At 43.1% G+C, this 26279-nt stretch carries 9 protein-coding genes; 4 read left to right on the forward strand and 5 right to left on the reverse strand.

Annotated features, from left to right (window positions below):
- From FNZ24_RS00765 to FNZ24_RS00785, 4 genes are all read left to right on the forward strand, one after another.
- On the forward strand, positions 1-1290 hold a 1290-nt coding region (locus tag FNZ24_RS00765), incomplete at its 5' end, for an ATP-binding cassette domain-containing protein (RefSeq protein WP_153912523.1).
- On the forward strand, positions 1287-3350 hold the full coding sequence (locus tag FNZ24_RS00770) for a peptidase domain-containing ABC transporter (protein ID WP_153912524.1): 2064 nt from the start codon (positions 1287-1289) through the stop codon (positions 3348-3350). The genes FNZ24_RS00765 and FNZ24_RS00770, both read left to right, overlap by 4 nt.
- Positions 3343-4668: an HlyD family type I secretion periplasmic adaptor subunit gene (locus FNZ24_RS00775; RefSeq protein ID WP_153912525.1), complete on the forward strand. Its 1326-nt coding sequence runs from the start codon at positions 3343-3345 to the stop codon at positions 4666-4668. The genes FNZ24_RS00770 and FNZ24_RS00775 overlap by 8 nt, the downstream gene beginning before the upstream one ends.
- A gap of 15 nt (positions 4669-4683) precedes the next feature.
- On the forward strand, positions 4684-19587 hold the full coding sequence (locus FNZ24_RS00785; RefSeq protein WP_194944964.1) for a VCBS domain-containing protein: 14904 nt from the start codon (positions 4684-4686) through the stop codon (positions 19585-19587).
- 94 nt (positions 19588-19681) lie between these two features.
- Here the strand turns inward: FNZ24_RS00785 and FNZ24_RS00790 are convergent, their stop codons facing one another.
- From FNZ24_RS00790 to FNZ24_RS00810, 5 genes are all read right to left on the reverse strand, one after another.
- Entirely contained in the window at positions 19682-20686 is a 1005-nt protein-coding gene (locus FNZ24_RS00790; protein ID WP_153912527.1) for a lipid A deacylase LpxR family protein, read from the reverse strand.
- A gap of 297 nt (positions 20687-20983) precedes the next feature.
- The gene (locus FNZ24_RS00795) at positions 20984-22510 is read right to left on the reverse strand and encodes an EAL domain-containing protein (protein WP_153912528.1); all 1527 of its coding nucleotides are present in this window, start codon (positions 22508-22510) and stop codon (positions 20984-20986) included.
- Between the two features lie 53 nt (positions 22511-22563).
- A complete protein-coding gene (locus tag FNZ24_RS00800; protein WP_153912529.1) occupies positions 22564-23496 on the reverse strand; it encodes a pseudouridine synthase in 933 nt (310 codons plus the stop codon).
- A 137-nt stretch (positions 23497-23633) separates the two neighbouring features.
- Positions 23634-24212, reverse strand: a complete 579-nt coding sequence (locus FNZ24_RS00805) for an LON peptidase substrate-binding domain-containing protein (RefSeq protein ID WP_153912530.1) — start codon at positions 24210-24212, stop codon at positions 23634-23636.
- A gap of 892 nt (positions 24213-25104) precedes the next feature.
- Complete coding sequence (locus FNZ24_RS00810) at positions 25105-26160, reverse strand: patatin-like phospholipase family protein (RefSeq protein WP_153912531.1); 1056 nt, start codon at positions 26158-26160, stop codon at positions 25105-25107.
- Positions 26161-26279: the final 119 nt, after the last annotated feature.

Below are 26279 nucleotides of genomic sequence, written 5' to 3' on the forward strand. Positions count from 1 at the left end.
GMTGTTGCCCTGATGGACTTCCCTTTTGTGATTATATTTTTAGGGCTTGTCGCCTATATTGGCGGCCCTTTAGTATTTATTCCCATTGCAGTATGGGTAATTGTTGGCACCTTGGTTTACACCATAGGAAAACAACTGGCCATCGCCACAGAATCACTCGCATTATCAGATGCCGAAAGAACCAGAATGCTAATATTGGTACTTTCTGGGATGACGACAGCTAAAGCCCTATCTATTGAAGATCGACTGTCTGGTATCTACAACAAAATTAATCATAAAAGATTAGCTCAGCAGCAAAAGGTTGACTGGTTGTCAGCCAAGCTTCAAGAAGTCATTCAAGCGGCCTCACAAGGTACGACACTTCTATTGGTCATGCTAGGTTGTCTTGAAGTGCTAAATGGCACATTAACAACAGGTGGACTCGCTGCATGTTCGATTTTAGCTGGCAGAGCGATAGCACCGTTAAGCGCGATTATTAGTTTACGCTCTCGAATTGTTAGCGCCAAAACAGCAATGGCACATGTTGATGATTTAACCCAACTCCCCACTGAGGCCTTTAGCGCAGAAAAAGTTTACCAACAAAAATTGCCCCATGGTCCGATTCAATATGACAGTGTCGATAGCAATAATATTGGTACCCGCTTGAGTCAGTTTAGTGCAACCATTGAAGCTGATTCACTCGTGACATTACAATCTAACCCCCTAAGCCATGCCAGCCACTTATTAGGGCTTACTGCAGGGTTTAAACAAGCTTCATCAGGCAGCATTAAAATTGCCGGTGTAACACTTCAACATCATCAAGCCGACGAATTTAGGCAATCAGTGAGTTACGTCGCTCCTTGGCCAACTTTATTTTCAGGCAGCTTGCTTGAAAATATGACCATGTTTAGAGCCGAATATGAGCCTCAGGCAATGGCCATTGCCGATAAACTAGGCTTAACAGTTAAAATTGCTGAACTCCCTAATGGTTATCAAACCATTGTCGGCGACAATGACAGCCAAATGCTAAATAAAGGTGCCATTAAACTCATCGCAATCGTCAGAGCCATAGTGCAATCACCTTCGATTTTACTGCTTGATGAACCGATGATTTCGTTAGATGCCGATGCGCAAGGTAAATTATTGTCTCTTCTGCAAGAATACAAACAAAATATGACCATCATTTGTGCTTCCCATTATCCAGAAATGGCTAACATCAGTGACCAAGTCATTAGCGTTAATGGTCAAGCACAAGCTGAAGGCTCAGTTAACAATAATCAAGGCTTAGACACTGCGGAGGTCAACTCATGAATACCTCTGCCAACGAAATAAGAAACTTAACTGTCAGTCTATTTCAGCAATTAGGTCTTTATACTCAAGCCACAAATATCGCCAATGCTCAAGACACTGACTTAACGACATTGGGATTATCAAGACTGCTGAAAAAGCATCAAGTGGGCTACTCAGTCAAAAAGGCGGATGATAGTAGCCTGCATTTATCCATCCATCCTTTTATGGTGTTTCCTGACAATGGCACCGCTTTTATTGCTAAAAGGCAGGGGCATACTTTTGAAAAGCTGGATGATGACAACCAATGGCGCACAGTGGATTTAACTCAAATAGGGGGATCTGCATATACATTTGTCATTGAAACCCTGCCCAATAGTAAAAAATCAATCCAAGCATTTGCCGCTCAAATGAGCAAAAGAACAAAATGGTATCGACCGGTTTTTTGGTTAAGTTTACTCTCAAGTATCACCGGACTTGCAGTGCCATTTTTTACCATGGCTGTTTACGATCGCGTCATTGGCGGACAAGCTCCGTCGATATTACCGAGCATTGCTTTGGGTGGTGCATTAGCTATCGCCGTCATGGTCTCAACCCGCCTTGCCAGAGCGCAAATACTCGCACTCACCAGTAACCGATTTGCACGGGACCTATCTCAGCTCACCTTTTATCGCCTTTTACACATGCCATTAATGGTGTTGTCGCGGGTAGGAATTTCTAATCATATTGCCAGAATGCGTAATGCTGAAAAGGTAAGAATGCTCTTATCTGGCCCTGGCGGAGGTGGTTTAGTTGACTTACCTTTCACGCTTATTGCCCTGATTGCCATTATGTTGCTCAGTGGTTGGTTAGTACTCGTCCCCATTGGCATGTTGATCTTGTATTACTTGGTGATGAAACTACTGAGTCGATATGTACAAGCTGCATCACCGACTGTGGGTGGTGAGTATCAGAATGCCATGAGTGAATTGGCAAAAAACTTATTACAACTTAAAGCAGCCGGTGATACCCAAGCTTGGCAAACCAAGTTTATTCGCCTAAGTAGAGAAAACAGCCATCAAAACTTTTTATACGCAAAGCGAAATGGCCTTAATGCTGCGGTCGCTCATTCATTAAGTTTATTCACAGCCTTGATTACCGTGTTTAGCGGGATATTTTTAGTATTAGATCAAACCATTTCCCCAGGAGCTTTAATTGCTTGTGTGATGATGATTTGGCGAATTACTGGCCCAGCGCAATTGGCGTTTTCATCGAAACAAAAATTTACCATGATGGATATGGCGGTTAAGCAGTTTGATCGGTTTATGCAAGCCAATACAGAACAATCTGAGTTGCGTTTAGATATTCCTGACAAGCATAAAGCCCCAGCGATTTCATTTCAGCATTTAACTTTACGTTACAAAGCTGAGGGCGAGCCAGCACTGTCTGGGGTAAATGTGGATATTGAACCAGGTGAACTGGTTGCGATTATTGGTCCCAACGCCTGCGGTAAATCAACGCTATTACTTAGCGCGTTAGGTGTACTAGAAGCGCAAGCTGGCTTCGTCACTATAAATGGTAAGAACCTCAAACAATATGACACTGAAACCTTTAGGCAATGGGTTGGCTATAGCCCTTCTCAACCTGACATATTTCCAGGTTCATTAGCCGACAATATTCGAATCGCTAAACAAGACGCCAGTGAAAGTGAAATGAAACAAGCCCTTATTGCAGCCGGTGGCGAGAGCTTTTTTCAAAGTATCAATAATGACTTAAGCATCGATTTACTCGGTGAGAATAATGCCATGTTGTCAGCGATTGAAGGCAGTTACATCAACTTAGCAAGAGCGTTTATCAAGCAATCCCCATTACTTTTGCTGGATGAACCGATACCACATCGTAACCCTCAAGCTAAAGAAGCACTTATCAAAACCTTGTTAAACCTAAAAGGTAACAGCACCGTATTATTTACCAGTCATGACCAAGATTTAATAAAGCAGGCTGATACAGTCATCATTCTTGATAAGGGCGCAGTGGTATATGCCGGCCCTATCCCAGATCAAACGGCGCCAGCCAGTTCTCAGGAGCAAACCCCCAATGGATAATCGTCAATTAGCTAATCGAGTCTGGCCTGAGCATGAGTTCGCAGAGGCTATCGAAGCCCCAGCAGAACGTAAACTTATCCGAAACATCATTTTATTAATTACTGGTTCAATATTGGTGATGCTGATCTGGTCAATTTTTACTGATGTTGAAGAAATATCTAAATCAAAAGGTCAAGTTGTCCCTTTAGGTCATCGTCAAGTGATTCAAAGCCGAACGGGTGGCACCATAGCATCAGTTGTTGTTGAAGAAGGCGACGTGGTGAAAAAAGGCGATATATTAGCCAGTTTTGTTTCCATTGACAGTCAATCTGCCGAAGAAGAACTAGCCAGCAAACGCGCCAATTTATCAATGCGAATTGAACGTTATGAAGCTTACATTGAAACAAGAGAAGCGGATTTTAGTGAATTTGACTTTGAGTACCCTGAATTGGTCAAGTTACATCAAGCATCGCTCAATAGAATGAAAGATGAACGTCAAGCCATGGAGCAACTATCTGAATCTGATATTGCCAAAAACCAAGCTCAGCTTGATGGCTTAAAACAAGAGATCCCTCCTTTAAGTGATCAAATTAAAACGGCAAAGCAAACGTTAACAATGATGCTGTCAGTGACAGAAGAACAAGCCGTTTCAAAGTTACGTATTCTTGAATCTCAACAAAAACTTGATTCTTACATTCGTGAATTAAAAGCCATGGAAAGTAAGCAGAGAGTACTTGAAAAAAACCTTGTTAATCTGGAAAAACAACTTACACAAAAGCAGGCTTCGTTATTAAAAGAAGTGGGTGAAAAAAGAACCGATGCACAAGCAGAATTACTCGGCGTCATTGCGCGTTTAAAATCATCGAACTCGCTAGTATCCCAAAACACAGTAACAGCACCTGTTGACGGTATCATTCAATCGATACCAACTTCATCTACAGGAAGTGTGATTCAACCTGGTGGCACTGTGGCGGTCATTGTCCCTATGACGACCAGAGGATTGATGGAAATTAAATTGTCACCTCGAGATATCGGTTTTGTGCATGTTGATCAACCTGCTCGCATTAAAATCGACGCCTTCGACTACAGCCGTTATGGCGCGTTGGATGGCGTAGTAAAACGCATCTCTCCAAGTACTGATTCAGATGAAAAAGGCGGCGTCTTTTACAAAGTTCAAATTGCCATTGATAAACCCTACTTTCTTGATAATCCGGACGAGTTTGCACTTATCCCTGGCATGACAGGTGAAGCGGATATCGTCACAGGTGAAAAAAGTGTTTTCCAGTACTTATGGAAGCCTGTTTTTACCAATATCAATCAAGCATTCGGTGAGCGATAACCCAAGGAATTTAGTATGACTCAGGACAATGATAAAAAATCATCCCACTCAAAAACGGTTATTGGAAGTACTGATGCGAAAGAGAAATCAGTCGACAAAAGTGAGCAACATAAGCGTGATAAAAAGTCCCAAATCGCGCTAAAAAAAATAGAAAGCGAAGCGAAAAAACTTCAAGCCAAAGAGTCACGTGACAATGTAAAAGCAACGACTCTCACGAATCAAGATATCGTTGCAGGCAGAACGGTAACACATGCCCGTATCGCTGAGCAAAACAAAGAGAGTCAACAAGGTCAACTTGAAGAGCGAGATGCAACTGACTCAGCGCAAACCGATATAGCCTTAACGCAACAAAATGAATCTACCCAACCTAAATCAGAATTAGACCGTCAGCTTCAAGAGCAACCCAGTACTGCTACCACTCAAACAGTAAAAAATACCCTTATCGCCGAAACGGGTTCGACTGAAACGACAGGGATTAATCCTCATAGTCATTTTAGAAACGGTAATTTGAGCACTGAAGATATCAGTCAATTCAGAACGCCCACTATAGAACTTCCTGAACACTCTTTGCCTGCCAATTTCTATATCAGCTCAACCAGCCATAATATTCATAACACAGGTAATGCAAATACACTGGGCACTGGCACTGGCACTGACACTGGCACTGGCACTGGCACTGGCACTGGCACTGGCACTGGCACTGGCACTGGCACTGGCACTGGCACTGGCACTGGCACTGGCACTGGCACTGGCACTGGCACTGGCACTGGCACTGGCACTGGCACTGGCACTGGCACTGGCACTGGCACTGGCACTGGCACTGGCACTGGCACTGATAAAACGCCTACAAGCATTGCAAGTCAACAACAAATACCACAATTAAAAGAAGATAATGTTATTAGCAGTGCTTCAGGGAAAATGCATGCAAAAGGCTCTGATAGTGAACATATTTCTTGGTCAGTTGATACCACTCAAGGGCAATATGGCCATCTCGTCATCGATCCTGTCACAGGTCAATGGCAATACTTACTTGATAACAGCAACGCTCAAACCAATTCACTGTCTGAAGGCGAGCAGCAATCTGAACAATTCGTCATTACTGCAACTGATAATAATGGCCACCAAGTCTCTAGCAATATCGCTATCGAAATTGAAGGCAGTAATGATTTACCCACTATTTCAGGTACTCACAATGCGAGTATTAATACAGCAGGCACCATTGATAACGTCAGTGGGACATTAACAAGTTCAGATCCTGATCATCATGATCAAAGTGTATGGAACGTTGAGCAGCCCCATGGCAAGTTTGGTCAATTATCAATTAACCCTGATACAGGCGAATGGCAATATCACTTAGATAACCAATCAAGTTCGACCTTAGGACTTCATTCAGGGCAACAAGCAAGTGAACCTTTTACAGTAACTGCTACTGATAGTTCAGGAACGCCAGTTTCAAAAGAAGTCACTATTGTAGTTATTGGTAAAAATGAAGCCGCTGTCATTTCTGGCGTATCCACAGGCAGCATTACCGAAGATAAGAACCTAGTAGCGCAACATTTATCAGTGACGGGACAATTATCCGTTACTGACACTGATACAGGTGAAAATCATTTCCAAGCATCATCTTTACATGGCCAATTTGGTCATCTGGTTATTGACGAGTTTGGTCATTGGACTTATACAGCTAACAATACGCAAACCGCCATTCAAGAACTCAAAACTGGCGAGTTGCTTACTGACACCTTGTTAGTTCACTCAGTCGATGGTACTGAACAGAAAATATCTGTCACCATCAACGGCACTGATGATAAAGCGGTTATTGCTGGAACCAGCACAGCACAATTAACCGAAGATAAAGACCTGCATGGCGGGCTACTTCGTGTCGATGGTGCGCTCACGGTTACTGATGTTGATGCGGGACAAAATCAATTCCAAGCGAACGTTTTACAAGGTCAGTTCGGTTCGCTATCCATAAACGAACTAGGCCACTGGAGTTATACTGCTGACAATTCACAACAGGCTATTCAAGGCCTGAAAACGGGTGAATCATTAACTGACACGCTAGTCGTTCACAGCGTCGATGGCACTGAGCAAAAAATATCTGTCACTATCAACGGTACTGACGATAAGGCAGTCATTGCAGGAACCAGCACAGCACAAATAACCGAAGATAAAGACCTGCATCAAGGGCAACTTCATGTTGATGGCACACTTACTGTTACTGATGTAGATAATGGTCAAAATCAATTCCAAGCCATAGTACAGAAAGGTCAATTGGGTACGCTTTCCATAAACGATTTAGGCCACTGGACTTATACTGCAGACAATTCACAACAGGCTATTCAAGGCCTGAAAACGGGCGAGTCCCTCACTGATACACTAGTCGTTCACAGCGTCGATGGCACTGAACAGAAAATATCTGTCACCATCAACGGCACTGACGATAAGGCAGTCATTGCAGGGACATCAACAGCACAATTAACCGAAGATAAAGACCTCCATCAAGGGCAACTTCGTGTTGATGGTGCTCTCACGGTTACTGATGTGGATAATGGTCAAAACCAATTCCAAGCCAATGTGTTACAAGGTCAGTTCGGCACACTGTCGATCAATAACCTAGGCCACTGGAGCTATACGGCAGACAACTCCCAACAAGCTATTCAAGGCCTGAAAACGGGTGAATCATTAACTGACACGCTAGTCGTTCACAGCGTCGACGGCACTGAGCAAAAAATATCTGTCACCATTAACGGCACTGATGATAAAGCCGTTATTGCAGGAACCAGCACAGCACAATTAACCGAAGATAAAGACCTGCATCAAGGGCAACTTCATGTTGATGGCGCACTCACTGTGACTGATGTAGACAATGGTCAAAATCAATTCCAAGCCACAGTACAGCAAGGTCAATTTGGTACGCTTTCTTTAAACGAACTAGGCCACTGGACTTATACCGCTGACAATTCACAACAGGCTATTCAAGGCCTGAAAAGCGGTGATTCGCTTACTGATACGCTAGTCGTTCACAGCGTCGAYGGCACTGAGCAAAAAATATCTGTCACCATTAACGGCACTGATGATAAAGCCGTTATTGCAGGAACCAGCACAGCACAATTAACCGAAGATAAAGACCTGCATCAAGGGCAACTTCATGTTGATGGCGCACTCACTGTGACTGATGTAGACAATGGTCAAAATCAATTCCAAGCCACAGTACAGCAAGGTCAATTTGGTACGCTTTCTTTAAACGAACTAGGCCACTGGACTTATACCGCTGACAATTCACAACAGGCTATTCAAGGCCTGAAAAGCGGTGATTCGCTTACTGATACGCTAGTCGTTCACAGCGTCGATGGCACTGAGCAGAAAATTTCAGTCACTATCAACGGCACTGACGATAAGGCGGTTATTGGTGGTATAGCTACAGCACAATTAACTGAAGATAAAGACCTTCATCAAGGACAACTTCATGTTGACGGTGCGTTAACCGTTACTGATGTTGATAATGGTCAAAATCAATTCCAAGCCACAGTACAGCAAGGTCAATTTGGTACGCTTTCCATAAACGATTTAGGCCACTGGACTTATACTGCAGACAACTCCCATCAAGCTATTCAAAGTCTGAAAACTGGTGAATCACTCACCGATACTTTAGTCGTTCACTCCATTGATGGCACAGAACAAAAAATCTCTGCGACCATTAAAGGCACTGACGATAAGGCTATGATTGCTGGCACTTCAACAGCACAATTGACCGAAGATAAAGACCTGCACCAAGGTCAACTTCATGCTGATGGTGCGTTAACCGTTACTGATGTAGATAATGGTCAAAACCAATTCCAAGCCACAGTACAGCAAGGTCAATTTGGTACGCTTTCCTTAAATGAACTAGGCCACTGGACCTATACAGCTGATAATTCACAACAGGTTATTCAAGGCCTGAAAACAGGTGAGTCACTTACCGATACGCTAGTCGTACACAGTGTTGACGGCACTGAAAAAAAAATTACTGTATCCATTAATGGAACTGACGATAAGGCGGTTATTGGCGGTATAGCTACAGCTTATTTGACCGAAGATAAAGACCTTCATCAAGGACAACTTCATGTTGATGGTGCGTTAACCGTTACTGATGTAGATAATGGTCAAAATCAATTCCAAGCCACAGTACAGCAAGGTCAATTTGGTACGCTTTCCATAAACGATTTAGGCCACTGGACTTATACTGCAGACAACTCCCATCAAGCTATTCAAAGTCTGAAAACTGGTGAATCACTCACCGATACTTTAGTCGTTCACTCCATTGATGGCACAGAACAAAAAATCTCTGTGACCATTAAAGGCACTGACGATAAGGCTATGATTGCTGGCACTTCAACAGCACAATTGACCGAAGATAAAGACCTGCACCAAGGTCAACTTCATGCTGATGGTGCGTTAACCGTTACTGATGTAGATAATGGTCAAAACCAATTCCAAGCCACAGTACAGCAAGGTCAATTTGGTACGCTTTCCTTAAATGAACTAGGCCACTGGACCTATACAGCTGATAATTCACAACAGGTTATTCAAGGCCTGAAAACAGGTGAATCATTAACTGACACTTTAGTCGTTCATAGCGTCGATGGCACTGAACAAAAAATCACTGTATCCATTAATGGTACTGATGATAAGGCAGTCATTGCAGGAACCAGCACAGCACAATTAACTGAAGATAAAGACCTGCATCAAGGACAACTTCATGTCGATGGTACGCTCACTGTTACTGATGTAGATAATGGTCAAAACCAATTCCAAGCCACAGTACAGCAAGGTCAATTGGGTACGCTTTCCATAAACGATTTAGGCCACTGGACTTATACCGCTGACAACTCCCAACAAGCTATTCAAGGCTTGAAAACGGGTGAGTCATTAACGGATACCTTAATCGTTCACAGCGTTGATGGCACCGAGCAGAAAATCTCAGTAACCATTAATGGCACTGACGATAAGGCGGTTATTGCAGGAACCAGCACAGTACAATTAACCGAAGATAAAGACCTGCATCAAGGGCTACTTCATGTTGATGGCGCACTGACTGTGACTGATGTAGACAATGGTCAAAATCAATTCCAAGCCAATGTTTTACAAGGACAGTTTGGCACACTGTCGATCAATAACCTAGGCCACTGGACCTACACCGCTGATAATTCACAACTGGCTATACAAGGCCTGAAAACAGGTGAGTCACTTACCGATACGCTAGTTGTTCACAGCGTCGATGGTACTAAACAAAAAATCTCTGTCACCATCAACGGTACTAATGATAAAGCGGTGATTGGTGGTATAGCTACAGCACAATTAACTGAAGATAAAGACCTTCATCAAGGACAACTTCATGTTGACGGTTCACTGACTGTGACCGATGTAGACAATGGTCAAAATCAATTCCAAGCCATAGTACAGCAAGGTCAATTGGGTACGCTTTCCATAAACGATTTAGGCCACTGGACTTATACTGCAGACAACTCCCAACAGGCTATTCAAGGTCTGAAAACGGGTGAATCATTAACTGACACGCTAGTCGTTCACAGCGTCGACGGCACTGAGCAAAAAATATCGGTCACCATCAACGGCACTGACGATAAGGCCGTTATTGCAGGAACCAGCACAGCACAATTAACCGAAGACAAAGACCTGCATCAAGGACAACTGCATGTCGATGGTGCGTTAACCGTTACTGATGTAGATAATGGTCAAAACCAATTCCAAGCGAACGTTTTACAAGGTCAGTTCGGCACTCTGTCGATCAATAACCTAGGCCACTGGACCTACACAGCTGACAACTCACAACAGGCTATTCAAGGCCTGAAAACAGGTGAGTCACTTACCGATACGCTAGTTGTTCATTCTGTCGATGGCACTGAGCAAAAAATAACAGTCACCATCAACGGTACTGATGATAAAGCGGTGATTACAGGCACCGACTCAAGTGCGGTCACCGAAGAATCTCAGCTTCAAACCTCGGGCAAACTTACTGTTACCGATATAGATACGGGAGAAGCGCATTTCTCCAATACCGATATACAAGGCCTGTTAGGTACGTTGCACCTAACTGACAATGGTGCGTGGATTTACGATCTGGATAACACCAACCCTAAAGTACAAGCCATAGGACAAGGCGCCACCGCCACTGACACCATTACTGTTCGTTCAGCTGATGGCACGCCGCATCAAGTGACTATTACGGTCAATGGCACTAACGACAAAGCAGTTATTGGCGGAACAAGTTCAGGTACTGTAACTGAAGAGTCTCAACTTAGTACCTCGGGCACACTCACAGTAACCGATGGCGATACTGGCGAAGCACACTTTTCCAATACCGATGTTGTTGGCACGTTAGGAACGCTGCACTTAACTGACAACGGTGCTTGGACATACGATCTTGATAACTCAAGCTCTGCCGTTCAAGCTCTAGCAAATGGTCAGCAAGTAAAAGATATCATCACTGTTCAATCAGCCGATGGGACACCGCATCAAATTTCAATAGTGGTAAACGGTCAGAACGATGCCGCTGTCATTTCTGGCACAACGACAGGTGCGGTAACAGAAGATCGTATTTATGGCATGCAATGGTTAGTTGTAAATAGCCACATGAACGTTACTGATGCAGACACAGGAGAGGCTCATTTCGATCCTGTTTTACATGCGCACAATTACGCTGGTCTTGGCTATACATCCACGCTAGGTGCAGAGGTTATCGTAACTCCAGATGGCGACTGGCATTATCAATTAGATAATAATATTTCTCCCGTTCAATCTTTAGGTCAAGGGCAGTCCTACGTTGATAAAGTGACCGTGCATACTGTAGATGGAACCACACAAGAGCTACAAATTACCATAACTGGGACAAACGATAACCCAAGGGTTACGGGTTCAAGATTATTGCCTGCTGGTACTGAGGATCAAACTCTTCTTATCACGCAAAGTCAGTTGTTAGCTGGTGCGACTGATATTGATAAAAACGATGCTGGCACTTTGCACGTTGATGCTATAACCGCCGATCACGGCACGGTTACCCATAATACCGATGGTTCGTTTACCTTCCATCCAGACCAAGACTATAACGGTCAGGTTCAATTCACCTATGATATCAAAGACGCTCATGGCGGATCAGTACAAGCCACTGCATCGTCTACTCTTGCTGCTGCTGGAGATGCAGCTACCATCTCAGGTGTCGATACAGGTGATGTTCATGAAGGACACACTTTCACAGCATCAGACGGCAGTATGACTGGCGGCTATGTTGATGACCGCTCACCTGATCATCAGCACGGAAACATAGGGAAATTGTGGAACGATGATATCCATACCGATGGCCACCTATCGATAGTGGATGCTGATGCAGGTGAAAGCTATGCCCAAACAGGCACTTATTATGGCACTCATGGTCGTGTCATACTTCAAACTAACGGGGACTGGACCTACTATGCTTCCATCGGCCAAGATGCAACCGGCAGAGCTATTGACCATCTGGGTACAGGGGAATCACTAACCGATACTGTCACCGTTAAATCTGCAGATGGCACCACACACGATATCGTTGTCACCATTCATGGCGATAACGACCGTCCGTATTGTTCTGGTGAGGTGCAACTTAACAGCGGTAAAGAAGATCTTGCTCAAACCATCACTGCAACTGAACTATTAGCAAACACCATAGATGTAGATACAAACGACATAGGCAAACTGACGATTACGAATCTTCATGCCGATCATGGGTCTATTCTAGATAATCAGGACGGTACCTTCACTTTCACGCCAACCAAAGACTATAACGGTCAGGTTCACTTCACTTATGATGTACAAGATGCTCACGGCGGGGTTACGCATACCGGAGCGTCAACGACACTATTGGCACACAATGACCCTGCAACATTACCATCTGCACAGGCAGCAAACTCAGTAACCGAAGATAACTTACAGTCAGGAACGAACAACAACGAATTATGGTCAGGGTGGAAAAACCTTGATGTTCAAGATATTGACTCTCCATCAGAAGCTAAAGTCACTCAGATAGAAGTCAATGGTGTCAAACACACGGTTCCGACTGACTTCGCTATGAATTTGGCAAGTACCCACGGCACCTTTAACTTCACACACTCTACTGATGGCCACAATAAGTGGAGTTATAGTGCGGATAATAGTCATACAGAAATTCAACAATTGAGTAGTGGTGATTCGTTAACAGATACGATCACGTTAATTACAGCAGATGGAACTCGAATTCCATTAACAGCGACTATTCAAGGCACCGACGACCATGTCATTATCGATACACCAGATGCACTAACGGCCTCACTTGGTACTGCGGTAGAAGATAAAGTCACCACTATCTCTGGCACACTGCTTGCGCATGATGCAGATAGTAAAGACTCTGTCACCTTTGCTGCTAGTGATAACGCGGGCACCTATGGCACATTGCACGTTGATGCTAATGGCCAGTGGCATTATGACCTAGACCATGCAAAGGCCAATTTGCTACAACAAGGCGAAACCAAAGCAGAAGGCTTTGATATCACGGCTATATCTACTGATGGTTCAACCGCAACCAAGCATATTGAAGTGTTAGTTCAAGGTTCGAGCGACTCGGCAACAATATCGGTAACTTCTAATCCTGACGTACATGAAGATCAACCCGGAAGTTCAGTCGAGATCATATCAGGTAAACTTACTGCTTTAGATCCAGATCATGACCAATCAGCATTTTCACTTGATGTTGGTAAACGTCATGACCCATTCAACAGTGGTGTTCACGGTGGGCTACATATCTCCAAAGATGGTTCTTGGACTTATACTGTCAACAACAGTCAGATTCAGAACCTAGCCGCCGGACAAGTTGAGCATGTCCAATACAACGTGCATACGGTCGGTGGCGATTCTCATGTCATTGATATTAAGGTTGTCGGTACTAACGATGCTCCAACCATTTCTGCAACGACACTCGCACATGGCACTGAAGACACGCATTACCAAATGCAGGCCAATCAGTTTGGCTTTACCGATATCGACACTGGCGATACGCTACATTCCATAGCAATCACAGATTTACCACCTGCAACACAAGGTAAGTTCGTCTTAGATGGCCACGATATCACCTCAGGTCAGAGTATTGCTACTGCCGATATAGCTAAACTTCAGTTCGTTCCTGCACAAGATTTTAATGGCGATATTCAATTTAAATATACTGTTAACGATGGGCATGTTGACTCTACAGAGGCTAGCAACACACTTCATATTGATGCAGTTGGGGACGCAGCAGTAATCACAGGAACGACAACAGGCGATGTCGATGAAGGACATGGCACCTATCATGACAGGTCACCAAACTACGCACAGCCGGGGATGGCTAAATTAACCAATGATCCTTTATATGCTGATGGTAAGTTAGAGATTATTGACCCAGACACTGGCGAAGCCCAATTTGATACAAAAGGTGTGGGCTACTCGTACCATGGTACCTATGGTCAATTAATACTAAATGCAGATGGCAATTGGCATTATAAAGTGACCGTCGGTAGCAACCAACAAAACGTGGCCACACAGATCGATCAATTAGGTGATGGGCAAAAATTAACGGATACGATTACCGTTTATTCTAAAGATGGTACTGCACAAGACATTGTGATTACCATTCATGGCGATAACGACAAACCTTACATCAGCTCTGAAGTGTCACTTGCTACAGGTACCGAAGACACAGCTCTTACTTTTACAAAGGCTGATTTGCTTGCCAATACTGTCGATGTGGATGCAAATGACGCTGGTAAGCTTTCCATTGCTAATCTGTTAGTCGACCACGGCTCTGTGGTTGACAACAAAGATGGCACATATACCTTTACGCCAACCAAAGACTATAACGGCCTGGTCCACTTTAGCTATGACGTTCAAGACGCGCACCACGGTGTTACACATACGGGGGCGACAACTAGTTTAGCAGCTGTCGCTGACAATACACCCGCCACAATCTCAGGTGATAGTAGTGGCACAGTTGAAGAAGATCATCACTTGACCACCAGTGGTACCCTGACCGTTGTAGATCCCGACCAAGGTGACATTGGCTTTACCGCGACAACTGTTCATGGCATGTATGGTGATTTGAATATTGATGCGTCAGGGCACTGGACTTATACACTTAATAATCAAAACCCTGATGTTACAGCTTTGTTCGGTAATACTCAGCTTATTGATACGCTGACCGTAACGTCAGCGGATGGCACTCAACATGGTATGGATATCACCATTCATGGTGCGAATGAAGCCCCAAGTTTTACTGGAGGACGTCCTGCTAATGGTTGGGTTTATGATATACCTACAGATGATCACCATGGGCATGGACCGGATACCGGCTGGGTACTGACTAGAGATGCTAAAGATGCTGAAGGTGACACCTTACATTGGCGCTTGATATCGAGTAGTGGTGATAGTCATTTCGGCCATATTGACGTGTATTCTAACACCATGTGGTATCGGTTAGACCGCAATAACCCTGCAGTAATCGCGTTACATGAAGGTGACACTCTGCATGATAGCTTCCAAATAGAGATTACAGATGGGCACGGTGGTCGCACCATTCAAACATTCGAAATAACCGTTGGGGGTAAAGACAATTCCGCTCCCACTGCCGTAGGTATTAGCTATGTTACCCCTGACAATATCGTTAATCAGGATGAGTCTATGGCGCCAGTACATGTGACTGGACGCGTATTTGGTGACTTTAATACCGGTGACTTAGTATCAATTACCGTGGACGGACATCCAGAAAATTACCAAGCTGCGGTAAACGCCGATGGAACATATGATATTGAAGTTCCAGGAGTAATATTGGTCAATAATAACCACCAATCAGCCGTGCATGACATGACGATGCAAGTGGTTCTGCATAAAGCCGATGGTTCGACAGTAACAGGCGATCACACCTACCAAGTCGATACTGAAACGCCTATGCCTATTGTCACGGTAAATGATATTACCTCAGACAATGTCATTAACGCCGCAGAAGCAAAAAGCACAGTAGCTGTTACTGGACAAGTTTCAGGGGATTTCCATTATGGTGACAACGTTGAAGTCGTTGTTGATGGGCATCATCATAACGGACGAGTAGCTTTTGATGAACATGGAAATGGATACTTTAGTATCGATGTTCCGGGAGCTGAATTGACCGGTGCTGCTTCACTCACAGTTGAAGTCACAACTCAAGATGAAGCAGGAAACGAAGCGAGCAATGTACCTGTTGTTAAGCACTATGGCGCTGAAATTTCACCCCCAGCGGTCAATTTAGGGTTAGACCCAATATCTCACGACGGCGTTATTGATAACCAAGAAGCAACTCAAGATATAGAAATTACTGGTGTCGTTGCTAATGCTAACGAAAACGATATTGTAACTTTGAATCTGTCAAAGCCCGATGGCAGTCATTATAAAGGCCTGTTACTTCACGATGGTAGTTTCCATATTGATGTTCCCGCTTCGGTGCTAATAGCTAATGCGAATCATCATGTAATAGCAACTGTCGAAACCACTGATCAATGGGGTAACCCTGCCAGTTCATCACACACACAATCGTATGCACTGGATCAGACCCTTAACCCGTCATCTGCATTGGTCACAGCACCCGAAGTTTATCTATCGCTTGATCCTAACAGCGATAGTGGTACTAAAGATTATATCACTAACATCGAGGCATTAGTGCTAGACGGCTTCACCACCGAACTCAATGCTAAAGTTAACATTTATGATGAAAATCATAATCTTGTTGGACATGGTTTGGCTGATAGCAACGGTGACTTCAAAATTACAACAACGCTTCTTGCCGATGGTCAACATCAATTAACAGCCGTTGTAACTGGCCCTGGTGGTCGCCAAGCAACGTCGTTACCTATGGGTATAGAAGTAGACACCCAAGTTGATGGCTTAACAGCAAAAGTAACGGTTAAATCGGATACAGGAGAATCCCACCAAGATGGTATTACCCGGCAAGCCACACCTGTGATAGTGGGGATGACTGAGCCGAATTCTCAAGTGGTCATTCGGGACGAATATGGTCAACCACTAGGTTTTGCACGTGCTAACGGATTGGGTGAATACCACATTCAAACCACTGGACTTAGGGAAGGCGATCACAGGTTACAAATTGAAGCTCAAGATAGAGCGGGAAATCGACAATCTACAAGCCTTACCGTAGAAGTGGACAATACAGCCCCGACCATCCAAAAAGTTGATTTAAGTGGAGTAAGCAGTCATCACCCAACATTTGAAGGCCAGGTCAGCTTAGATACTGCGCAAGTAGATATCGTCATTAAACAAGGTGGCCACATTATAGAAACTCTGCATGCCGCTTTAGATGGTAAAGGTGGCTATAGTGTCGATGCAAGCAACCTACCGGATGGGGGATATACCGCGTATATTCAAGCTACTGACCATGCAGGCAACCAAACACCGTCGGCAAAAGCAGGTGTATTTGACCGATTTAGTGTAGACACTCAAGTATCTCCGCTAACGGTGACACTTACTCATGACACCGGAAACAACACTTCTGACTTAATCACTACCGATGGCGCATTAACGATTACGGGACAAGAACCCGGGGCAACGGTTGAATATTCCACTGACAGCGGGCAAACATGGTCATCAAGTTTTACGCCACAACAAGGGTCAAACACCATTAGTGTGAGGCAGACTGATACCGCAGGAAATGTGTCGGCTCCAGCATCATTAACGTTCACTCTTGATAACCAAGTCACAGCACCTTCTATTAATTTGAAATCATCAACTGACTCTGGATCTTCCGCAACCGACGACCTAACGAACATTCATACCCCGATCATTACCGGCAGTAGCGAAGCAAATGCTGCCATTTCTATTATTGATGAAACGGGCAAAGTCATTGCGACAGGAACAGCAAACAGTAGTGGTACTTATCAACTGACCACATCGAATATTGCTGAGGGCCAGCATACTTTCACTGTATCTTCTACAGATGCAGCTGGTAACCATAAAAGCGCGTCCTTATCTATCGAAGTTGACTACACGGCGCCAACAATTTCGAATCTGAATCTGCAAACAGTCACCACTCATCAACCTACATTCAATGGGACCGTTGCTCTAGATACCGTTAGCGTTGATATAGTGATCAAAGATGGAAGCACCATCATTGAAACCCTACACGCGACTCTAGATGGCAAAGGTGGCTACACCGTTGACGCTACTAATCTACCCGACAGTAGTTACACCGCTTATATTCAAGCCACAGACAAAGCAGGAAACCAAACTCCATCTGGACAAGCATGCATATTTGACCGATTTGATGTAGATACTCAAGCCAGCGCAGCTATCCAGCTTGACCCCATCACTGCAGACAATATTATTAACGCCCAAGAAAGCGCAACCGATATAGGAGTTTCAGGCCAAGTCAGTGGCGATGTGCATCAAGGGGATAATGTAAAATTAGTCGTCGGGCAACAAAGTTATAGTGCAACTGTTGACGCCAGCGGCCACTTTAACGTGAATATCGCAGGCTCTGAATTAGCATCAAACTCCTCGATAACAGCTAGCGTTATAGCCACCGACGACGCAGGAAATACAGCCAGTGCTTCGCAAGTGATACACTATAGCAGCGATACACACGTAGGCATGCCAACCATTACCTTTGAAAACCCAGGCAGTGACAACGCCTACAGCAAAGCCGAAATAGCTCAAGGTCATGCAGGTACCGTGACCGCAACGGTGCATGCTGCAGCTGATGCCCAAGTAGGCGAGCACCTGAGTATTAATGGCGTTGACCATGTACTCGATGCCAACAGTTTAGCCCATGGTATCAACCTTGAAGTTGCACCCAGTAGTATTGTCAGAGCGATCATGACCGATGAGCACGGTAACGTTAACTCTGCCCTCAATATTGCTGCAAGCGCGAAGCCTGAACCTATCGTCGTCACCGCCCCGCCTGGTAGCCACCATATTGGTGCCTCTTTGGGAGTACCGACCTTAATACCTACTCAAACACCTGTTCCTACAGCTCAACAAGGCTGGAAAATTTTAGTCAATGGCCACTATCAGACTAGCTATACCAGCCAATGGGGCACCCTGACCATAAACCCCAAAACAGGTCAGTTAAACTATCAAGAACACGCAAATACTCATACTGGTCCTCATGGCAGCGCTCAGAATGTTGGTGTGCATGAGGATAAGTTTGAGGTCGCGCTTCAAGGGTCACACCATGATGATGTCATCATGCATGTTCAAGTGAGTATATTAAGCCACGGCCCAGGACATAGTGGTAAACTCACTTTAGGCTCTGAAGTTCTTGATATGACGGTGACGCCAACCATTACTCATTCCGCACCACCGCCACCTCCTACAGCAGCCGATGCTAATGATGCTCCCCAAAATGACGCCATTGCTGACATCAGTGTAGATTTACACGATATATTGGTTGATGATGCCGCGGTTCACACTGGGCAAGACACACAATCATCAGATGATGCAACAGTTCAAGTTCAAACAGAAGCTGAGACGGAATCGACGTCACAACCATTATCACCAACGCCAGTGACTGCAGCTGCAGTAAGTACCCCGATTGATCACTATTTAAATATGGTAGGTATTTCACAGGCGGACATAGCACCGACAAATACAGCGGGTATCGACCCTCTCGATTTGCCAGGTGTTCCTGAAATGGCCATTGAGAATGTAGATGCAGATATGCTGGATGTGAGTCAAGGTGATGCTTTTGAAAACCCACTAGATGATGAGCACCATCAGCAACATAAGGATGAGTTATTAACTGATTTAAATGACCAACCAGATCAGAGTGATATTAATCAGGCTAATGACGATGATTTGCTGCATCAAGCATTAAATGACATGCACAATCAGGTCTAAAAAACTTAAGTCATAATAACTCTGTAATAGACTGAAAAGGCGCAGCATGATCCATCATGCTGCGCCTCTAAAACATCGTTTTTTGTAGCTATAATTACAACACTTTAGTGTAACTAATCACGCCGTAACCATGCCAATCATCGACATCTGACTCATATTCTTTACTGTAAAAATTAAAGCTCCAACTGACAGACCAAGTCGGAAAGGCCCAAATAACACCTAAGTTGGCTTGTGCTTGCTGATGCTCGATAGTTAACGACGAATCATAAGGTAAGTCACCTTCAATGGTTAAGTCATTGAAACGATAGCCCGCTTGCATACGTAAATACGCTTGCCAGCTACCATAACGATTTGCAGCCGAAGTATAATTGCCCATATGCCCTGCCTGACTAGACAATTGCCCAAAGGTTTCTGCTAAATCATCACCCCATCGTAAGGTTAAACCCACACTGGATTGAGAGCGAAAATTACCTGCCATCGTGTGGTTAAATACGCTGATATCCCACTCACTATTATCAAATGCTTGCCAACGATTTAGCAACGCATCGACTTCATAAGCCAATTGAAACGTTACTTGGTTTTCAATTTGGTAATCCCACCCCTTTGGCGTGGTGGAACCTGTAATTTTATGGACAACAGTTTGCAATTCTTCAGCAAAAGAAGCAGGTCCCATCACCCCAAGGGTTAACCAGTTTTTTTGCGCCAATGAAGAGCTGAATTGCCCTGTAAATGATTCTAATTCTAACAACCCTGCATAAGGTCGCTCATTTGGTTGGGGATAGTCATAGGCTATTTCAGTTGGCGTCCACATTCTGCTATACATCTTAGCGCCATGAAGACTTTGCTCACTCTGCTGAGGAAACATTAATGCTGATTGCAATTGAAAAAATGATCCAGCGTTTGAGAAATCTTGCTCCATAGAGGATTGCCAGCCGACAACAAAACCACTGGAATAATCACCATCTGCACCGATAATCACATCATTATCAAAACTAAAATAAATTTGTTCAGCACTCACTTTCAAAGGAACTGACACCAGTAAAACACTGGTCAATGTTGTGATTGGAACTGAGAAAGCATTTAAGTATTTCTGACTCAAGATAGCCTCCTAGTACTTGCAACTTTCGTTATCATTTCATGTATCTCAACTATCTAAGATTATAGCCAGTGTAACGATTAGCTAGCAGCACTCAAATAACTATCAAACATAGAATAAAAACAAGCATTTTTGGCAACCTAAACCCCACTCTAAATACACAATTACGTCGATAGCCACCATAAAGGAAACATGCAAAACATTAACACTTCGAAAGTATAAAAGTGTATCCAAGTAGCTCTTATAATCGCCTGTACTTAGCCACACACAAAACAAGATTAAACCTCAGCGGGCAAACAATTATGCTTGACTGTAGTTGGCAAAAAGCTCTTTTGACTCTAAAGGCCTAGAGAAAAAGTATCCTTGAATTAAGTCCACACCTTGTTGGGATAAATAACTGACTTGAGACTCAGTTTCAACTCCTTCAGCAATGACACTTAAGCCAGACTTTTTAGCAAAAGAGATAATTGCATCAAGCGTTTTCTCATTAAAGTTATCTTTAACCCCAATAGTATCAATGAAGGCTTTATCAATTTTTAAAGTACTGATCCCGAGGTTTTGCACGTAACTAAAACCACCGTAGCCCATGCCCGCATCATCAAGCTTTAAGTCCACATCAATAGCATAAAACTTATCTAACATTTTGCGCGCTTTCACTAAGTCAGTAATAGGTTGTCGCTCGGTAATTTCTAGTGAAATTCTGTGTTTTCCAAGCTTTCCGGATTCTTTTAGTGCCTTAATATATTGATAAAGTTTGTCATTTTCCAAATGCTCAGGAACAATATTAATACTGATAAACAATGGACTAACTTGCTGGCCTGTTATCTCCACCTCATCAACCATCACATTCAGCATCGAATAAGTCATATCAACAATTAAGCCTGCTGACTCAGCAAAAGGAATAAATTGATTAGGCGGGATTAACTCTCCGTTAGATTGACGCCAACGCATTAATACCTCAACCCCTACGATTTCATTCGTTTGAGAGTTAATCACAGGCTGATAAAACGGAATAAACTCTTTGTTCTTGATACCCTTTTTTATATTCGCCCGGGTTGAGCTTTGCGATTGTTTGCGATACCAAAATGCGACAGTAAACGCGAACGCAATTAAAAAGCTAATCAGCGCACGATATTCCCAGTTTAGCGATTGATATTGTTTAAGGTATTCTTCATTTCCAGTCAGGCTAAATTTAGCAATGTAGAATTCATTTTGCTGAACCACCTCTTCAATAATAACGTGCTCACCCTCGAACTCTTCAAAACCAAACTCCATCACAGGTACTGCAGATAAGTTATCTTTAAAGCCATCAATGGTAATGGTGTACTCTAAACAATTTTCACAATCCACCGGTATAAAGTATCTAGGATTCATAGGGACGATACTGGCCACATATTGCTTATCACCTTTATCGTGGGCTAAAAACAATTCATGTATATCTGAGTGAGGTTGGTTTATGACTGCGAGTTTTAGATCCGGTCCAATATTATGTCTTACCAATTTTTCAACCTGACGAGGAATCACCTGTGAACGGCAGATAATCTTTAGATCATCCATCACCCCAACCCAACGAATAAAGGTCGAGTTAAACACTGACATAGTAAGTAACTTTTGATTACTTTCAGAGCAGATATAGCTGTCATCCAGTTGCGGTAAAGCTTCAAGCTCTTGAGTGGTATCCTCAATGTACATGGTTAATTTATCAGATAAAATATGGGCGTCACGCTCAATCATAGTGTCAGCGATTTGATAATCTAACGCCTTTAAACCCATGTTTAAAATAAAAAAGCTAACAATGAATACCGCATAGCACTGTAATCTTTCCATTTGTTACCTAATCCTTTGGTATATTAAAAACGAATGAAACCTTATGGCCTTACCTATTCAAATTCTGAATCATACCCTTCGCAACTCGCTTGTCTTTTTATCTTGCTGATCGGATCAACAAAGGTCAATGTCTTAGCAATCAGTCGCAATGGTTTATCAAATTTATCTGCAGATTTCTCAGCCAGCACTGGGTAGTTAGTGTCGTTTTCTAATGGCATACCGAGTGACATCATATGCACTCTTAATTGATGCATCTTTCCCGTAATTGGACTTAACTCAAATAAACCCTTATCACCTTTTACAGCGATTAAACTGATTTCAGAATGAGTATTCGATTCACCTTCTGTTATTTTCATTAAAAAGCTCGGCGTTGAACGCACCATTCTATTTTTAACAGTCCAACGCACAGGTAAATTTAAGGTTCCAGCTTGATATTTAGCAAGTAATTCAGGAGTTAATTTAGCAATCGCTTGATACTGTTTTTTAATACTGTCAGTAGTGAATAACTCATGGTATGCATGCCTTGTTTCAGGGTTCACCGTCATCAACATCACCCCTGCTGTTGGCCTATCAAGACGGTGAGCAGGGGAAATCGTATCAATGCCAGTGGCAATTCTTAACCTATGTATTAAGCATTCATTAACGAAATTACCACTGGGTGTCACAGGTAAAAAGTGCGGTTTAAATACTAAAATACAATGATCGTCTTGATGCAGGATTTTTTGTTGAAACGGGATTTTAGTTTCAACTGCAACCTCGCGGTAATAATAGACTCGAGTAGCAGGTCGATATGCCGTTGTAGGCGTGACTAACTCACCATCAGCCCAATGCACCTTGCCTAAATCTACTCTTTGTTGCCAAACCGATGCAGGGATCTGAGTAAAATGTCCAATTAAGAATGCCAATACGGTTTCAGGGTGAACCGATTGTTGTGGAAGAACAACATAAGATGGTTGAGCGGCGCGGGCTGAAGTATCGACAGGCATAATTCCATATAAGCAAAAGACTACATTTTGATACAGTATAACCAACAACTTAAGGTCAACTAAAGCGAAACGGACGCAATAGTTAACCTAAGCACAAATTAAGGTAGAGTTTAAAAATTTAGTGCGTCAAACCGTCATTAAACATCTACATGGGACTTCAATAGTTGTAAAACAAAGTCCATCGTTTTATGACAATCAGGTTGTTCAACTAATAACAATTTATCTTTGTTATACATAGGCAAGACTTCAAGCCAACGCTGACTAACCCAAGTAGCGTCTTCTAGGTGAACCTGATTATATAAATCCAATAGATCAGGATTGACCTCGTAAAACTGCTCTAACGCTGCGCTGATGATCTCAAACTCTTCACCAATAGGTTCATTTTGCCAATTTTGACATGGCAATGTACGCGCTATCCAGCTTTGATCTCTGAGTTGAGCGCCTGAGAGTATTTTTACCCGCTGACGACCTTCCACCACAATGCTTAATGAATCATCATCTAACTGATGAAAGTCGATAATTTCACACTCTGTTGCGGTGTCATAGCAAGGCGGGACACAGTTACTTTTATTGGCAGCCAGAGCCAATCGGTAATGCCCTTTTAGGACATTAGCCACCATAATTAACTGGTTTGGTGTCACCATTCTCATCTCTTGTCGGCCACCAGGAAGCAATACAGCCTCTTGGATAAGTAACGCCATTTCTATCGTTTGCATAGCAACCTCCAGACCACAGCGCTTCTCGAATATTCCATTTATGAGGAGGCAAAAAACCTCTTAAGAATGCTGCAGAGATAGTAGCCTACCGCTACCAAGGACCAATAAAAATCAACACGTTGTCTTTTGAATTACAAGAATAAGTTTAGCAGCCAAGTTGGAGTTTTCCAGCTTTGAAAAAGCTAATACAACTTTATGATTAGACAAGAATACATCTTGTCGATTATCAAATTTGTAATTGCAGTCGGTTATTTATTAGACAGGCAAAGATACGAAATAGTTTCAGTAAGTGATCACTATTTGAGGTACGGGCACTATTTGAGTTAAGGCCGCTATTTGAGATACAAGCGTTGGGCCTATTAAAAAGAGAATGGCTAAAATAAAATTTATGCTAGGGCCTGTTGATCTTTCAAGGTTGTTTTTGCAGCGAATTGTCGGTCATTTATACAAGGCAGAGACTTTGTGGTGTAGTTATTCTACTCGAAGAGTCGATAACGCAGTAAAAATGGCCAACAAACGCTGCCCGAAGGGTTCGACTAAAAGCGTTTTACTCTTTGTTGAATGCATCTTTGATTATAAAAGGTGCTTAGATAACTAGGCATCAATTCATTCGCCTCGATTAAAACGCTTTTATTTTGAACAAAACTTAACCAGCAAAGAACAACAGGCCCTAGAGCTATGTTTAAAGAGACTCACTTTGTCAGTCTCTTTAAAAAATTATTCAGTTATATCTTGATGGAGTCTCTGCTATGAAAGTCGTTATCGACTAACAGTGTAAAGTGACTTATAAACGCTTTTTCATTTTCAAATAGCGTTATCGTACTTAACTCAAACTTTTTGAATGAACATTTATCAATAAAAATTTATGAGTAAATAAAGTCACTTGATCACTTTAAAGCCGCTCTATGCGATCCATTATCGACTGCTTTTCAACGATATCAGCAAATATCTCGCCTAGTTGCTCGCTGCGCTTCAATGACTCACGCCAATAAGCAATCCGGCTATCACTATCTAACTGTTTAAAGTCTTCTCTATCGGGAATTTTTTGATACGGGAGTGACTGAATAAACTCTGTCGTTGGGGCTAATATCAAGGCATTATGATAATGCTGATGCGCGCGGCGCCACTTCAAAGATTTATCAAACCAGCCTGGACTCATATAAGGATAAAAATGAGGATATAAACTCAACCCTTCAGGAGCTGAGGTTTGCATATCAAAATGGTAATCGGTTATGCCGCCATCATAATATGCTCCATCACTCACACCATTTATCTTTTTAACAGGTGATAACAATAAGGGAATAGAACCCGTTGCGAGCAATACTTGATTGATATTATCTCGGGTAAGTTGTGCATGCTCTGTCGGTAAATCACTTAGTTGTGAAAAAGGTGATTTCACTTGTTGGTGACTAAATACCACTCGTTCAAAATGCCAGCCTAAACTGCGACGACTCACCACGTTACTTAATGCTGTAGCAGCAAGTCCAATTGCCAGCTTCCCTTTAGAGCGACTAGCGTTTAAGTGTTTGGCTTTACACACCACAAAATGACTCTGTATAACTCGATTATGAACAATATCAAATCCACCATTGTCGCCTAACACGCCACTGATAATCCGCTCGACTTGCTCAGTCACTTCTTGACGATTGGGCACATGGTCATAGCGCTGGCCAATATACAAATCTTCAAATCGGCCATATGCAGCAAGAGGGTCCTGTTGAGCCAAACAGGCTAAACGCCAAGCTCCTGATGAAGCCCCCATGGTATACAAAGGGGTTTGTCTATTCGCAAAAAACTCACCAAATAAATACTTATCAAGCCCAGCGACACCAATCCATTTAGGCCCGCCAGATGCAGCAAATAACTGGCTGAACATAGAAGGTGTTAAACCATTTTGCTCTATTTGTTGGTAGGCAGTTTTACCCGCGAGTAATCGTAATGCAGTCACGTAGCTTCCTGTAAGTAAACTGGTCCATTGATATTAGCGCTCAATCAAGCCATTTCATCTTAACTAAGTTTGTCATAGGGTTAAACCGTCTAAACAATGATTCTTAGTAAGCCTCATTG

The sequence above is a fragment of the Shewanella sp. TC10 genome (assembly GCF_009663145.1).
Lineage (GTDB): Bacteria > Pseudomonadota > Gammaproteobacteria > Enterobacterales > Shewanellaceae > Shewanella.

Excerpts from the sequence above, each read along its gene's own strand:
- FNZ24_RS00770 (WP_153912524.1), top strand. The coding sequence starts at position 1,287 with ATGAATACCTCTGCCAACGAAATAAGAAACTTAACTGTCAGTCTATTT.
- FNZ24_RS00775 (WP_153912525.1), top strand. The coding sequence starts at position 3,343 with ATGGATAATCGTCAATTAGCTAATCGAGTCTGGCCTGAGCATGAGTTC.
- FNZ24_RS00795 (WP_153912528.1), bottom strand. The coding sequence starts at position 22,510 with ATGGAAAGATTACAGTGCTATGCGGTATTCATTGTTAGCTTTTTTATT.
- FNZ24_RS00800 (WP_153912529.1), bottom strand. The coding sequence starts at position 23,496 with ATGCCTGTCGATACTTCAGCCCGCGCCGCTCAACCATCTTATGTTGTT.
- FNZ24_RS00805 (WP_153912530.1), bottom strand. The coding sequence starts at position 24,212 with ATGCAAACGATAGAAATGGCGTTACTTATCCAAGAGGCTGTATTGCTT.